The following is a 13,764-nucleotide window of genomic DNA, read 5'->3' on the forward strand; positions in this document are numbered from 1 at the left end:
ACAGGCATCAGCGAAAATGAACTATCGCCACATCTATCATGCAGGCAATTTCGCCGATGTCCTGAAGCATGCGGTGCTGGCTCGGCTGGTCCGCTACATGCAGAAGAAGGATGCGGGTTTCCGCGTGCTCGACACGCATGCCGGCATCGGCCTCTACGACCTCTCCTCCGAGGAAGCGCAGAAGACCGGGGAATGGCAAGATGGTATCGGCAAACTGCTCGAGACCGATCTCGGACCACAGGTCTCCGAATTGCTGGAGCCCTATCTCACCGCCATCCGCGAGCTGAACCCGCAGGGCGGCCTGCGCTTCTATCCCGGCTCGCCCAAACTGGCCCGCATGCTGTTCCGCCCGCAGGACCGGCTTTCGGCAATGGAACTGCACCCTGAGGATTTTGTTCGCCTGCATCGCGTCTTCGAAGGCGACCATCATGCGCGCATCACCGAGCTCGACGGCTGGCTGGCGCTCGGCGCGCATCTGCCGCCCAAGGAAAAGCGTGGCATCGTGCTCGTCGATCCGCCCTTCGAGGAAGACGGCGAATATGAGCGCCTGGTGGATGGTCTTGCCAAGGCCTACCGGCGTTTTCCTGGTGGCACCTATTGCCTCTGGTATCCGCTGAAGAAGGGCGCACCGATCAAGGAATTTCACGAGGCGCTGCAGGCGACCGAAATCCCGAAAATGCTCTGCGCCGAGCTTGCAGTGCGCAGCGACCGCGAGACGACGGGGCTGACGGGCTCCGGCCTCGTCATCGTCAATCCGCCCTTCACACTGAAGGACGAGCTGCACCAATTGCTGCCGGCGCTAAAGGACCATCTGGCGCAGGACCGTTTCGCCTCGCAAAGAGCTTTCTGGCTGCGCGGCGAGACCAAGCCCGCCAAGGCCGATTGACCGACTCTCGTCGCTCGGGAATAGTCCGGCGCCATCAGCATATCCAAAAGGTGCCTCATGAAGCTTCTCTGCTCCCCGACCTCCCCTTTCTCCAGCAAGGTGCGCATGGCTTCGCGCCATCTCGGCCTGGAGACTACGGAAATCCGGGTCGATACGAATGCGGGACCGGCGATCCTCGTGGACAACAACCCGCTCGGCAAGATCCCGACGCTGCTGACGGATGACGGTGTTTCCATCTTCGACAGCATCGCCATCATGCATTATTTCGACCGGCTCAAGAAGGGCGCGCTCTATCCCTCCAAGAAGGGCAAGCGCACGGATGCCGAAGTGCTGGAAGCGCTGTGCGACGGCGTCTGCGACTGCCTGCTGGCGATCGTCTACGAACGCCGCTTCCGCGACGAAGAAAAGATGCATCAGCCCTGGATCGACCGGCAGTGGAAGAAGGTCGAGACCGCGCTGAACTATCTGGCCGCCAATACGCCGAAGCTCGGCAAGAAGATGCATGGCGGGCATTTCGCGCTCGCCGCCACGATCGGCTACCTCGACCTGCGCTTCAAGGGCCAGTGGGAGGAAGACCATGCCGAACTGATCGGCTGGCTGCGGGAATTCGAAAAGAAATTCGACGGCTACGAGCAATTGAAGCCGCAGACCTAGAGATTTGCTAAAGCACTAGAATCCGAGGTTGACGCAGACAACAAAAAAGCCGGGCACGAAGCCCGGCTTTTTCATATTCGATGCAATCGGGATCAGAACTTGACGCCGATACCGACCTTGACGCTGTTTTCGTCGAAGCCGCGCGAAACGCTGCCGGAGTCGAGATTGTAGTCCTTGTCCTGGTAGTCAGTGTAGCGGTATTCGAGACGCGTCGTGATGTTGTTGGTCACGAAGGCTTCGACACCGGCACCGACCGTATAGCCGTAGGCGGTCTTGCTATCGGAAGACGTACCGTCTGAAACCTTGGTGTTGGCGAGCGCCAGACCTGCCGTACCATAAAGCAGGAAGGGGTTCAGGTCGTAACCGACGCGGCCGCGGACGGAGCCATTCCAGCCGGTCTTGTTCTTGATGCCGTCGGTGGTGACGTCCGCATCGCCGTAACCGAGATCGGCTTCAGCACCGTAAACGATCTGGCCCTGCTGGAAGTTGTAACCGGTGAAGAGCTGGCCGCCCCAATCGTAGGTGTCACGGTCGTGACCGAAGCTGCCCATGTTGTAGGTCGCTGCGCCACCGAGGTAGAAGCCCTGCCAGTTGTTGACCGGAGCCGGGGTCTCCTCAGCAACCGGGGCCTGCGGAACCTGATCCACGGCATCAGCTGCGTGGGCTACCGAGAAACCGCCAACGGCGAGAGCGGAAGCCATGAGGCCAGCAAAGAGTATACGCATACTTGTCTCCTTTCAGTCCCGCGCGCCCGTCAACTCAAATTCGGCGAAGCATTCACGGGGGATTACTAAATGTCCCTTCCGGTTCGAGAGTGAAATTGGAGTGCAAATGCGGATTTGAAAGAGCCAAATTGTGATATCATTGTGGCCCCGCGGCGGCAGAAATTCGATGTTGCTTGCCTGCAACATACCGTTTATTAAGGATAATAATGAGTTAAACTTACAATACTCATTTTAATAAATCGATCCCGCAAATAATACATAGAATATCCGGCCAGCAGAGGCAATGCTTTCGGCCTATTTATATAATCTAGGCCTGCCCTTATATAGTCAGCAAACGGACTCGCAGGATCAGAAGGCAGCATCTTGACCCAGAAAAGACTTCGCGCGGCGCTTGTGACGGGTGCCGCCAAAAGAATAGGCCGGGCGATTGCCGAAGACCTTGTTGCTGATGGATTTTCGGTCGCAATCCATGCCAACGGCTCGCTCGCCGAAGCCGAGAGCTTTGCGGCGGAATTGCGGCAGAAGGGCCATCAGGCGGTTGCGATCAAGGCAGATCTTGCCAATATTGACGAGACTGGGGAGCTTGTCGGAAAGGCGTGCGAGGCGCTCGGGCCGCTCGATCTTCTCGTCAACAATGCATCGATTTTCCTCGAGGATTCGCTCCGCAAATTCGACGCACGAGTATGGGACGAGCATTTTGCCGTCCATGTTCGCGCGCCTTCGATACTCGCCGCTAAATTCGCCGAACAGCTGCCGGAAACGGCCGAGGGGCTGATCGTCAACATTATCGACCAGCGCGTCTGGGCACTGCGGCCGAGCTTCTACTCCTATACTCTGTCGAAATCGGCGCTGTGGACGGCGACCCAGACGATGGCGCAGGCGTTGGCGCCACGCATCCGCGTCAACGCAATCGGTCCCGGTCCATCGATGCCGAGCGAGCGGCAATTGCAGGAAGACTTCCAAGCACAGGTTTCAGCCCTTATCTTGAAGCGGGGACCTGAGCTCAAGGAATTCGGCCGAACGATTCGTTTTCTGTTCGAGACCCCTTCGATCACGGGTCAGATGATTGCACTCGACGGCGGCCAGCATCTCGCTTGGCAAACGCCTGATGTGCTGGAGATCAAGGAATGAATGCCAAGAAGCTGCCGGATGGCGGTGTTCTTTACGACGAGACCGATGATAACGACGACGATATCATCGAGGTAGAAGGCGATGCCTCTGCCTCGCCGATTTCGGCGTCGGTCGACTGGAATGCCGGCAGCATCAACGAAACCGGCCTGCTCGGCGCCGATTTGATCGCCGAATTCGTCAAGCGCCTGCCAAACAGCCCCGGCGTCTACCGCATGTTCAACGAGGCGGGCGATGTGCTCTATGTGGGCAAGGCCCGCAGCCTGAAGAAGCGCGTCGGCAACTATGCGATGGGTCGCGTGCACTCCAACCGCATCGCCCAGATGGTGCGCCAGACCGCCAACATGGAATTCGTCACGACGCGGACGGAGACCGAGGCGCTGCTGCTCGAAGCGAATCTGATCAAGCGCTTGCGGCCGCGCTTTAACGTGCTGCTGCGCGACGACAAGTCGTTTCCCTATATCCTGATAACAGGCGATCACCGCGCGCCCGCCATCTTCAAGCATCGCGGTGCGCGTGCCCGGAAGGGGGACTATTTCGGTCCCTTCGCCTCAGCCGGTGCCGTTGGCCGCACGATCAATTCGCTGCAACGCGCCTTCCTGATCCGCACCTGTACCGACAGCGTCTTCGAGACACGCACCCGGCCTTGCCTGCTCTACCAGATCAAGCGCTGTTCCGGGCCGTGTACGCATGAGGTGAGCGACGAGGGCTATGCGGAGCTGGTGCAGGAGGCCAAGGACTTCCTCTCCGGCAAGAGCCAGAAGGTGAAGGAGCACATGGCGGAGGCTATGAACGCCGCCGCCGAAGATCTGGATTTCGAGCGCGCTGCGATCTACCGCGACCGCCTCGCGGCGCTCTCGCATGTCCAGAGCCACCAGGGCATCAATCCGGCCGGCGTCGAAGAGGCTGATGTTTTCGCCATCCATCACGAAGGCGGGATTTCCTGCATCCAGGTGTTCTTCTTCCGCACGGGACAGAACTGGGGCAACCGCGCCTATTTCCCGAAGGCCGATCCGCAACTGTCAGGCGCCGAGGTGCTGAACGCCTTCCTCGCGCAGTTCTACGACGACAAGCCGGTGCCGCGGCAAATCATGCTGTCGGAGACGGTGGAAGAACTGGAACTGCTGGCGGCCGCACTCGGTGAAAAAGCCGGACATAAGGTTTCGATCCTCGTCCCGCAGCGCGGCGAGAAGCGCGATCTCGTCGAGCATGTTATCGCCAATGCCCGCGAAGCGCATGGGCGCAAGCTCGCAGAAACCGCCTCGCAGTCACGGCTGCTGGAAGGTTTCAAGGACACGTTCGGCCTGCCCTATGTACCGCAGCGCGTCGAGATCTACGACAACTCGCATATCATGGGCACGAATGCGGTCGGCGGCATGGTGGTCGCCGGGCCGGAAGGTTTCGTGAAGAACCAGTATCGCAAGTTCAACATCAAATCGACCGAGATCACCCCCGGCGACGACTTCGGCATGATGCGCGAAGTGATGACGCGGCGCTTCTCGCGCCTGCTGAAGGAAGAGGGCATTCCGGACAGGAGCGCGCAGGTCTCCGTCGCAGATGCGGCCGACATGCCCTTCCCCGCCTGGCCGGACGTGATCCTCATCGACGGCGGCCAGGGGCAGATGACAGCGGTACGTGCCATCCTCGAAGAACTCGGCATAACCGATAGCGTGATTGCCATCGGCGTCGCCAAGGGCGTGGACCGCGAGGCCGGCCGTGAGCGTTTCTTTGCACCCGGCAAGGGAAGTTTCACGCTGCCGCCGCGCGATCCTGTTCTCTATTTCATCCAGCGCATGCGCGACGAGGCGCACCGTTTCGCGATCGGCTCGCATCGGGCCCGGCGCAAGAAGGAGATGGTCAAGAACCCGCTCGACGAGATCGGCGGCATCGGGCCTTCGCGCAAGCGAGCCCTGTTGCAGCACTTCGGCACGGCGAAAGCCGTGTCGCGAGCTGCGCTCTCCGATCTCATGGCGGTGGAAGGGATTTCGGAGACCGTCGCAAAGCAGGTCTATAATCATTTTCACGACGACGCCGCGAAATAAGCGGCGCCGGTCGCAAATTCCACGCAAAGGCAGCGAAAAAACAGAAAGAATGTTGACGGTCGAAGGGCAAAGCCGTCATCTACCGCCGCAATATCAAAGAGAACCGCTTCATGGCATCGCGTGCGTATAATATCCCCAATCTCCTGACCTACGGCCGCATCCTGGCGGTGCCGCTGATCGTCGTCTGCTTCTTCATCGAGGGACGGCTCAGCAGCAGCGATACCGCGCGCTGGGTGGCGCTCTGGATTTTCGTCATCGCCTCGATCACCGATTTCCTCGACGGCTATCTCGCGCGAATCTGGAACCAGACCTCGAATATCGGCCGCATGCTGGACCCGATTGCCGACAAACTGCTGGTTTCCGCGATCCTGCTTCTGGTTGCCGCCGACGGCACGATCGCCGGCTGGTCGCTTTGGGCCGCGATCATCATTCTCTGCCGCGAGATCCTGGTTTCGGGCCTGCGCGAATATCTGGCCGCGCTGAAGGTCAGCGTCCCTGTGACGCGCATTGCCAAGTGGAAGACGACGCTGCAGCTCGTCGCCATCGCCTTCCTGCTCGCGGGCCCGGCGGGCGATACCATTTTCCCCTACACGACCTGGACGGGGATCGCGCTCCTCTGGATCGCAGCACTTCTGACGATCTATACCGGCTACGATTATTTCCGTGCCGGCCTGAAACATGTGGTGGATGACGAAGAATGACACGGCTTGTCTATTTCGCCTGGGTGCGCGAACGCATCGGCAAGGGTGAGGAGGAGATCGACCTCCCCTCCTCCGTCGTCAGCGTTGCCGATCTTCTGAATCATTTGAAGGGCCTGGGCGAGGAATATGAGATGGCCCTTCAATATCCTGATGTCATCCGGGTCGCGATCGACCAGGAACATGTGGAGCATGACGAGCCGATAACGGGGGCAAAAGAAATCGGCATTTTCCCACCGATGACGGGCGGCTGAGGAACGACGGTTCTTCGGGCTGAGGAGTCTCCTGTGAGCATCACGCCAACCATTCGCGTCCAGCGCGAGGATTTTGATCTGCAGGCGGAAGTCGACCGGCTTTCCAAAGGCAAGCCCGGCATCGGCGCGGTCGTAACCTTCTCCGGTCTTTGCCGCGATGAAGGCGGCACGCTCTCGGCGCTGGAACTCGAACATTATCCCGGCATGGCCGAAGCGGAGATGAGCCGTATCGGCGAGCTCGCCATCGAGCGTTTCGGGCTCAACGGCCTGACCGCCATCCATCGCTTCGGAAAGATTGCGGCCGGCGAGAATATCGTGCTGGTCGTCGCAGCGGCGCCGCATCGGCAGGCGGCCTTCGACGGCGCGAACTTCGTCATGGATTTCCTGAAGACCTCCGCCCCTTTCTGGAAGAAAGAACACGGCAAGGACGGCGGCACCGGCGACTGGATCGCGGCGAAAGATGCCGACAACACCGCGCGCGATCGCTGGAAATAGTCAGAGCACGACGCGCTCGCGGCGGCTCAACACCAGCAGGAATACCAAGAGCGAGAATATGGCGAGATCGCGCCAGATGAAGGAACCGTAGGCGCCCCAGAGCGTCTCGACGAGTGCGAGGCCGGCCGCGCCGCCCGCCGAGCGCAACGGATCGGAATAGCCACCGACGGCAGCGATCAGCAACACCTTGAGGCCGAACATCAGCCCGGCGCCGAAATCCATCGATCCGTAATAGAAGGTCGCAAGGATGCCGCAGCAGGTGGCGACGAGCGCCGCGGCCCCATAGGACACAAGGAAGACACGGCTGGCGCTGGTACCGCAGAGTTCGGCGGCAAGCGGATCATCTATGACGGCGCGCCACAGGCGGCCCCAGGCGGTGCGCTTCAGGATTACCGCCCCGATCGCAATGATTGCGCACATCAAGGCCGTATCAAGAAGCTGGATATAGGTGAGCGTGACCTTGAAGGTGCCGTCGCTCCAGAAGGTCACGTTGTCGTTCAGGAGCGGCGGAAGCCAGATGGCGCGGGTATTGGCGGCAAGGCGCGCCGTCTCCATCAGCACGATCATCATTCCGAGCGCTGCGACGATGACCGTGTTCGGCGATTTGCTGACGAGCGGCTGCATGACGAAACGGCCGATCCACACCCCAGCCCCCACTGAGTAGACCAGCGAGGCACAGACGCCGACCGCGATCGCCGCCGGCAGCACCAGCCAGAGGCGATTATAGGCCATGTCCGTGAAGAGCAGCAGCATCTGACCGGCAAAGGCGATTATCGCACCATAGGTGATGTCGGCGCGCTTGGTGACCCCAAAGGCGATCGAATAGCCGAAGGCAAGCGTGGCGTAGAGCGCTGCGAGCGGCACCGCATTCGCCAGTTGCTGCAGAAGATAGGCCATTCCGACACTCCAGATCGCCTTAAAATAATAACTGGCAAAATGTGTTTTACCAGTTATATTTTTCTCATGAGCTTCTCCTGGACCCCTCACCGTTTTTCCGGCGGCGCATTGGCGCTCGATGTCGCCAACAGCGTCATCTTGCGTCACGATACGGCGCGCAGCATCGACCGCTTCGAGGCCGAAGGGCAGATGGAGCGCTTCCCAGCGGCAGCGCGAGCGTTCTGCGCCGAACGGGTACTTTTCGGCGACATAGCGCCCGTTCGAGCGCAGAATAGAGCGAACTTCATCGAGCTGCGCGAAGCGACGGACCGCTACTTCCGACAGCGCGTGCTCGAGGGGAACGACGACCGGCTGCTCGCCGAATTGCTGGAAACTTTGGCGCGCACGCTGCGCGGGGCATCGGAAAAGGGGCTTGATACGGCAATGGCCCATTCGGTCTTGCGGCTGATCGCCATGCCAGATCCGGAGCGGATGAAGATCTGCGGCAATTGCGGCTGGCTGTTCATCGACCGCAGCAAGAATAAAAGCCGGGCCTGGTGCGATATGGCCGTCTGCGGCAACCGCGCCAAGGCGATCAGGCATTACCGGAGGAAAAAGAAGGAGGAGACGCCATGAAGCGGCGTTTAGTCATCACGACACTTGCAGCAGCGGGGATCATGCTTGCCGCCTGCCAGCGTCAGGCCGAGACCATGCTGGAAGTGACGGGTCATCTGTTCGTGTTCAACTATCGAAACGCCAGCGCCACCTATCTGCTGACAATGAAGAAGACGGCGCCCATTCCCGACGGCTCGACCATCGTTGCCGAATTCGAGAACCCTCAAGGGGGCACGCCGCTTGTGTTGAACCAGAAGGTCTTCCCAATGGACGACAAGATTTCGGTCCAGAGCGAAAACCTGCACTGCGTGGTCAAGGACCGGCCCTATTCGGTGACCGTCAAGCTGGTCGACAAGGATGGCAAGCTTCTGCAGGAGTTGAAGGCGCAGTTCAAATCCGATCTCGACCAGACGGTGCTGCCGAGCAAGCCGCTGGTGGTCGGGGCCGGCTACGAGAGGAACCCGGAGGTCTTCAAACCGGACGGAACGACGGATTTTTCGAATACGGACAAGTGTCCGGCTTAACAAAAAAGCCGGGACGAACCCGGCTTTTCTTAGTCAATTCAATGCATTCCCGAGGAATGCTCCGTAGCTGAATCAGCCGACGATCTCGGTGTCGGAAAACCAGTACTTGATTTCCTGGGCTGCGGTTTCCGGAGCGTCCGAACCGTGGACCGAGTTTTCGCCGATCGAGAGAGCGTGAACCTTGCGGATCGTGCCTTCGGCAGCGTTTGCCGGGTTGGTTGCGCCCATGATTTCGCGGTTCTTCAGGATGGCGCCTTCGCCTTCCAGAACCTGAACGATGGTCGGGCCGGAGGTCATGCCGTCGACGAGTTCGCCGAAGAACGGACGTTCCTTGTGAACAGCGTAGAAGCCTTCAGCTTCGCGCTTGCTCATCCAGACGCGCTTGGAGGCGACGACGCGCAGGCCGGCATCTTCGAGCATCTTGGTGATAGCGCCCGTCAGGTTGCGCTTCGTTGCGTCCGGCTTGATCATCGAGAAGGTGCGTTCAATCGCCATTATCAGGTCCTCATACTCGTAAGGGAAAAGTGGGCGGTCTTTACCCGCCTCACCGCCTGAAAACAAGGGGTCTATGGCAATTTCACGCCGCTGTCACAGTCCGGCCCCGGCTTTCGTGAAGATCGAGGCAGCGCTCGAACCATGCCATAACGGGGTCATCCGGGGCCAGCATGGCAAGGCCGGCGGCGATGCGCAGCCATTGCAGCGCGCCGAAGACGATATAGTCGGCAAAGAGCGGACTCTCGCCGCCGATGAACGGCTGGAAGCGCAGCACATGTCGCATCGGCTCCAGCTTGGCGGCAAAGGCCTCCCTCTCGGCGTCACGACCGGCTGCGAAATCCTCCAGCGGCTTGCCGAGACGGCTTTCGCGGCTGGCGCGGAAATAGGCCTTGTCGCCCTCATCGAGAATGGAATGAATATCGAGGAGCGCGATCCGCATGATCGCCGGATGGATGATCATCTGCGAATAACCCTCGACCAAACGCGACAGGGCCTTGCCGCCCTCGCCACCAAATAGCGACGGACGGTCCGGATAGGCCTCTTCCAGGTAAAGGGCGATATCGAAACTGTCTGATATCAGCCGGCCGTTATCGTCCAGAACCGGCACGGTCTTGGAAAAGCCGCCGCCGATACCAGCAATGCGGCTGTAGGTCGTCGGCACTTCCTCGAAATCGAGGCCCTTGTGGGCAAGCGCCATCACCGCCTTCCAGCAATGCGGCGAGAAGAAATGACGCTCGTCGGCGCCGCACAGGGAATAAAGAACTCTGGTCATATCAGTCCTTTCAATATCGCAGCGGGTTCATTCCACGCCAGAAAGCCGGCGCGATCAAATCAGGAATTTTCATGGCGCCATCACGGCCGCTGCTGATACGGACAGGGCCATTCCCGATCGGGACGCAGCAAGGGTGCATTAACCGGTTTTTCTGCTTCCCTCCCGACGAACCTTGAAAATTCAATGTCTCTTAAAAGCTTGCCCTCATAGCGGAAGCAGATGAGCCGGTGGCCCAAGCGAACCGATGGCAATGAGGGGATCGTCATGCCGACTGCCGCAAATGCATTGAATGCGCGTGAGGCTGCCCGGCCGACGCCGGCTGCCGATATACAGAAGGTCGCTCAGCACATGATGCGGCTCAACGTGGCGGGGCTGCCGCGCAATTACGAATTGTTCCACGAAGCGCTTGTCGGCCTGAATGCCGGGCTGGCGCAGGATATCGCAGCCCTCGGTTCACACCCGCAGCAGGAGGCACTGGACGAACTCGGCCTGCGCTACCGGCTCGTCGGCCATTACGGGCTGGCGGGCGACCGCTCGCGCAACGAGGCGAGCCGCATGCTGAAGGAAACGGCCGAGCGGCTGGCCGAGGGGCGCCTGCATCACCAGGCCTTCGCACGCGCCTGCGAGACCATCCTCAAATCCGTCTCGGGCCAGCAGGAGCACCAGAGCCTTGCCGACTTCATGGCCGAGGTCGAGTATCTCGCCGCCTCGCTTTCAGCCGTGCTTGCCGCGGAGCGCGCGATCGGCACGAAGCTGGAAGAGGACATTGAACGGCTGACGGCGCTCGAGCGCGGCATTTCGGCCGTGCAGGCGGCAACTGTCACCGACAAGATCACCGGCCTTCCGAACCGTATCGGCCTCAATCGCGCACTCGACGACCTCTATGGTCAGGAAGAGGGTGCGGCCGGCAGCGCGCTGATCATGATCGACATCGACGATTTCAAGGAGCTTACCGCCCGTTACGGCATGCAGACCGGCAACAAGCTTCTGAAAAAGCTTGCCGGCCTCTTCCGCAAAACGGTGAAAAAGAACGATTTCATTGCGCGCCTGGAGGCTGACGAATTCGCCTTCCTCTTTGCCAATGTCGGCATGCAGGATGCGCTGGCTATCGCCGAACGGCTGCGCAGTTCGGTCGAAGACAATCTTGTCTTCGCGGCGTCGGACACTTCAGATGCGAGCGGTTTGACGATTTCGGTCGGCGTGGCGCTGAGCGGCGATGCCGCAACGCCCGGCCAGCTTCAAGCCAACGCCCGCGTGGCGCTGCTCGCCGCCCAGTCCAATCCGCGTCAGCCGGTGCAGGCCTTCGGCCGGTAAGGCGTTCGACCAGGCGCCATTGATGGCAAACAGTGGCAAACACGCCGCTGATCCATCTTGCCTTGGCGCCGGCTTTCGGCCAAAACCGCGCGCATGATCACGATTTCAGACATTTCCGCCCGCATCGCCGGCCGTTTGCTCCTCGACCATGCCAGCGTCTCGCTGCCATCAGGCACGAAGGCCGGGCTCGTGGGGCGTAACGGCGCCGGCAAATCCACCCTCTTCCGCGTCATAACCGGTGATCTGGGAGCCGAGAGCGGGACAATATCGATCCCCAAGAATGCGCGCATGGGTCAGGTGAAGCAGGAAGCGCCGGGCACCGAGGATTCGCTGATCACGATCGTGCTTTCCGCAGACAAAGAGCGCGCTGCGCTGCTGGCCGAGGCGGAAACCGCAACCGATCCGCATCGCATCGCCGAAATCCAGATGCGCCTCGTCGATATCGACGCCCATTCGGCGGAAGCGCGCGCCGCCAGCATCCTCTCGGGCCTCGGCTTCGATCAGGAAGCGCAGGCCCGGCCCGCATCCTCCTTCTCGGGCGGTTGGCGCATGCGCGTGGCGCTCGCCTCCGTGCTCTTTACCGAGCCGGACCTGCTGCTACTCGACGAGCCGACCAACTACCTAGACCTCGAAGGCACGATGTGGCTGGAGGATTATATCCGCCGCTATCCGCACACGGTCATCATCATCAGCCACGATCGCGATCTGCTCAACAACGCGGTCAATTCGATCGTTCATCTCGATCAGAAGAAGCTCACCTTCTATCGCGGCAATTACGACCAGTTCGAGCGGCAGAAAGCGGAAGCCGACGAACTGCAGATGAAGGCCAAGGCGAAGAACGATGCGGCGCGCAAGCATCTGCAGAGCTTCATCGACCGCTTCAAGGCCAAAGCCTCCAAAGCCAAGCAGGCCCAATCGCGCGTCAAGGCGCTGGAGCGCATGGGCACGGTTGCGTCGGTGATCGAGGATCACGTTCAGCCGATCAGCTTCCCGGAGCCGGAAAAACAGCCAGCCTCGCCGATCGTCGCAATCAGCGGCGGCGCCGTCGGCTACGAGCCAGGCAAGCCGATCCTCAAGGGGCTCAATCTACGCATCGACAATGACGACCGCATCGCGCTGCTCGGCTCGAACGGCAACGGCAAATCGACCTTCGCGAAATTCATTTCGGGGCGGCTGGCTCCCGAAAGCGGCGATCTGCGCCTGGCACCTAGCCTAAAGATCGGTTTCTTCGCGCAGCATCAGCTCGACGATCTCGTACCGAATGAGACGCCCGTCGAGCATGTGCGCCGGCTGATGCCGACCGAGCCGGAGGCCAAGGTGCGTTCCCGCGTGGCACAGATGGGGCTTGCAACCGAAAAGATGGCGACCGCCGCCAAAGACCTCTCGGGTGGCGAAAAGGCACGCCTGTTGATGGGGCTTGCCGCCTTTCATGCACCGAACCTCTTGATCCTTGACGAGCCAACGAACCATCTCGACATCGACAGCCGCCGCGCGCTGATCGAGGCGCTGAACGATTATGACGGTGCCGTCATCCTGATTTCGCACGACCGGCACCTGATCGAAGCGACGGTCGATCGCCTGTGGCTGGTCAACAATGGTACGGTAACAAGCTTCGAAGGCGATATGGATGAATATCGCGACCTGATCGTCGCTTCCGGCAAAAAAAAAGACGACGAAAAGCAGAAGCAGTCTGAAGACCAGGCATCGAAGGCCGATCAGCGCAAGCTGAATGCCGACAAGCGCGCCTCGCTCGCCCCTCTCAAGAAAAAGATCAATGAAATCGAATCCTTGACGGGCAAGCTGGAGAAACTGATTCAGGCACTTGATGCGGAACTTGCGGATCCAGCGCTCTATGAAAAGGCGCCCGCCAAGGCAGCCGACAAGGCCAAGCAGCGGGGCGAAGCAGCCGCCAAGCTTGCTGCTGCCGAAGAGCAATGGCTGGAGCTCTCCGCTGAATATGAAGGAGCCATGGCGAGCTGAGGCACTGCCGGGGATTTCACTGGCCGCCAGCGCTCTTTCCTGGCTGCCTTCCAGAGTGGGCCTAGCTGCGGAGTCTGCGTCACGGCCGTCCTTTTAAGGGAAGGACCAGGCGCGCTCGGATGAGGTTTTGAACCTCGAAAGTCCATAAATGTCTCGAGATACCCGGCTGCGACACAAGAACCGTCGCTCCCGTCAAGGGCTGGACAATTCCCCAAAAATCGCGTCGTCTGTTGTTAAAGACCAGGCTTGCCCGCGAACCGCTTTCTGATAAAACGGCGCGCAATAAGTCATACTTTTAGCGAAACA

15 protein-coding genes are annotated in these 13,764 nt (G+C 60.3%); 11 read left to right on the forward strand and 4 right to left on the reverse strand.

Features of this window, described 5'->3' with window-relative positions; translation table 11 throughout:
- The first annotated feature begins 16 nt into the window (after positions 1-16).
- Both FHT93_RS30965 and FHT93_RS30970 read left to right on the forward strand, forming a co-directional pair.
- Entirely contained in the window at positions 17-886 is an 870-nt protein-coding gene (locus FHT93_RS30965; protein ID WP_183851029.1) for a 23S rRNA (adenine(2030)-N(6))-methyltransferase RlmJ, read from the forward strand.
- A gap of 57 nt (positions 887-943) precedes the next feature.
- Complete coding sequence (locus FHT93_RS30970; protein WP_112968009.1) at positions 944-1,540, forward strand: glutathione S-transferase; 597 nt, start codon at positions 944-946, stop codon at positions 1,538-1,540.
- Positions 1,541-1,632: 92 nt separating this feature from the next.
- On the opposite strand, the gene FHT93_RS30975 is transcribed toward FHT93_RS30970, so the two are convergent.
- Entirely contained in the window at positions 1,633-2,265 is a 633-nt protein-coding gene (locus FHT93_RS30975) for an outer membrane protein (RefSeq protein WP_018114166.1), read from the reverse strand.
- Positions 2,266-2,628: 363 nt separating this feature from the next.
- On the opposite strand from FHT93_RS30975, the gene FHT93_RS30980 reads away from it, so the two are divergent.
- From FHT93_RS30980 to FHT93_RS31000, 5 genes are all read left to right on the forward strand, one after another.
- Positions 2,629-3,396 carry an SDR family oxidoreductase gene (locus FHT93_RS30980; RefSeq protein ID WP_112544694.1) on the forward strand — a complete coding sequence of 256 codons (768 nt, stop codon included), beginning with the start codon at positions 2,629-2,631 and terminating at the stop codon, positions 3,394-3,396.
- Complete coding sequence (uvrC, locus tag FHT93_RS30985; RefSeq protein ID WP_112544695.1) at positions 3,393-5,435, forward strand: excinuclease ABC subunit UvrC; 2,043 nt, start codon at positions 3,393-3,395, stop codon at positions 5,433-5,435. Before FHT93_RS30980 ends, uvrC begins: the two co-directional genes overlap by 4 nt.
- A gap of 110 nt (positions 5,436-5,545) precedes the next feature.
- On the forward strand, positions 5,546-6,136 hold the full coding sequence (gene pgsA / locus FHT93_RS30990; RefSeq protein WP_112544696.1) for a CDP-diacylglycerol--glycerol-3-phosphate 3-phosphatidyltransferase: 591 nt from the start codon (positions 5,546-5,548) through the stop codon (positions 6,134-6,136).
- Positions 6,133-6,387: a molybdopterin converting factor subunit 1 gene (gene moaD / locus FHT93_RS30995; RefSeq protein WP_112544697.1), complete on the forward strand. Its 255-nt coding sequence runs from the start codon at positions 6,133-6,135 to the stop codon at positions 6,385-6,387. The genes pgsA and moaD overlap by 4 nt, the downstream gene beginning before the upstream one ends.
- Positions 6,388-6,420: 33 nt before the next feature.
- Positions 6,421-6,882: a molybdenum cofactor biosynthesis protein MoaE gene (locus FHT93_RS31000; protein WP_183851031.1), complete on the forward strand. Its 462-nt coding sequence runs from the start codon at positions 6,421-6,423 to the stop codon at positions 6,880-6,882.
- Here the strand turns inward: FHT93_RS31000 and FHT93_RS31005 are convergent, their stop codons facing one another.
- Positions 6,883-7,779: a branched-chain amino acid ABC transporter permease gene (locus FHT93_RS31005; RefSeq protein WP_113013955.1), complete on the reverse strand. Its 897-nt coding sequence runs from the start codon at positions 7,777-7,779 to the stop codon at positions 6,883-6,885.
- Between the two features lie 66 nt (positions 7,780-7,845).
- Between FHT93_RS31005 and FHT93_RS31010 the strand changes: the two genes are divergently transcribed.
- Positions 7,846-8,394, forward strand: coding sequence for a CGNR zinc finger domain-containing protein (locus FHT93_RS31010; protein WP_112544700.1), 549 nt, complete (start codon positions 7,846-7,848; stop codon positions 8,392-8,394).
- Positions 8,391-8,897, forward strand: coding sequence for a hypothetical protein (locus tag FHT93_RS31015; RefSeq protein WP_183851033.1), 507 nt, complete (start codon positions 8,391-8,393; stop codon positions 8,895-8,897). Before FHT93_RS31010 ends, FHT93_RS31015 begins: the two co-directional genes overlap by 4 nt.
- A gap of 72 nt (positions 8,898-8,969) precedes the next feature.
- Here the strand turns inward: FHT93_RS31015 and ndk are convergent, their stop codons facing one another.
- Entirely contained in the window at positions 8,970-9,392 is a 423-nt protein-coding gene (gene ndk, locus FHT93_RS31020; RefSeq protein ID WP_018115524.1) for a nucleoside-diphosphate kinase, read from the reverse strand.
- A gap of 82 nt (positions 9,393-9,474) precedes the next feature.
- Positions 9,475-10,164, reverse strand: coding sequence for a glutathione S-transferase family protein (locus FHT93_RS31025; protein WP_183851035.1), 690 nt, complete (start codon positions 10,162-10,164; stop codon positions 9,475-9,477).
- 264 nt (positions 10,165-10,428) lie between these two features.
- Between FHT93_RS31025 and FHT93_RS31030 the strand changes: the two genes are divergently transcribed.
- Complete coding sequence (locus FHT93_RS31030; protein ID WP_113212530.1) at positions 10,429-11,478, forward strand: GGDEF domain-containing protein; 1,050 nt, start codon at positions 10,429-10,431, stop codon at positions 11,476-11,478.
- Between the two features lie 93 nt (positions 11,479-11,571).
- Positions 11,572-13,458, forward strand: a complete 1,887-nt coding sequence (locus FHT93_RS31035) for an ABC-F family ATP-binding cassette domain-containing protein (protein WP_113114988.1) — start codon at positions 11,572-11,574, stop codon at positions 13,456-13,458.
- The last annotated feature ends 306 nt before the right edge of the window (positions 13,459-13,764 follow it).

This window comes from Rhizobium sp. BK379, assembly GCF_014193955.1.
In the GTDB taxonomy this organism is placed as follows: domain Bacteria; phylum Pseudomonadota; class Alphaproteobacteria; order Rhizobiales; family Rhizobiaceae; genus Rhizobium.

Excerpts from the sequence above, each read along its gene's own strand:
- moaD (WP_112544697.1), top strand. The coding sequence starts at position 6,133 with ATGACACGGCTTGTCTATTTCGCCTGGGTGCGCGAACGCATCGGCAAG.
- FHT93_RS30975 (WP_018114166.1), bottom strand. The coding sequence starts at position 2,265 with ATGCGTATACTCTTTGCTGGCCTCATGGCTTCCGCTCTCGCCGTTGGC.
- FHT93_RS30970 (WP_112968009.1), top strand. The coding sequence starts at position 944 with ATGAAGCTTCTCTGCTCCCCGACCTCCCCTTTCTCCAGCAAGGTGCGC.
- FHT93_RS30965 (WP_183851029.1), top strand. The coding sequence starts at position 17 with ATGAACTATCGCCACATCTATCATGCAGGCAATTTCGCCGATGTCCTG.
- FHT93_RS31035 (WP_113114988.1), top strand. The coding sequence starts at position 11,572 with ATGATCACGATTTCAGACATTTCCGCCCGCATCGCCGGCCGTTTGCTC.
- FHT93_RS31010 (WP_112544700.1), top strand. The coding sequence starts at position 7,846 with ATGAGCTTCTCCTGGACCCCTCACCGTTTTTCCGGCGGCGCATTGGCG.
- ndk (WP_018115524.1), bottom strand. The coding sequence starts at position 9,392 with ATGGCGATTGAACGCACCTTCTCGATGATCAAGCCGGACGCAACGAAG.
- uvrC (WP_112544695.1), top strand. The coding sequence starts at position 3,393 with ATGAATGCCAAGAAGCTGCCGGATGGCGGTGTTCTTTACGACGAGACC.
- FHT93_RS31030 (WP_113212530.1), top strand. The coding sequence starts at position 10,429 with ATGCCGACTGCCGCAAATGCATTGAATGCGCGTGAGGCTGCCCGGCCG.
- FHT93_RS31025 (WP_183851035.1), bottom strand. The coding sequence starts at position 10,164 with ATGACCAGAGTTCTTTATTCCCTGTGCGGCGCCGACGAGCGTCATTTC.
- pgsA (WP_112544696.1), top strand. The coding sequence starts at position 5,546 with ATGGCATCGCGTGCGTATAATATCCCCAATCTCCTGACCTACGGCCGC.
- FHT93_RS31005 (WP_113013955.1), bottom strand. The coding sequence starts at position 7,779 with ATGGCCTATCTTCTGCAGCAACTGGCGAATGCGGTGCCGCTCGCAGCG.
- FHT93_RS31015 (WP_183851033.1), top strand. The coding sequence starts at position 8,391 with ATGAAGCGGCGTTTAGTCATCACGACACTTGCAGCAGCGGGGATCATG.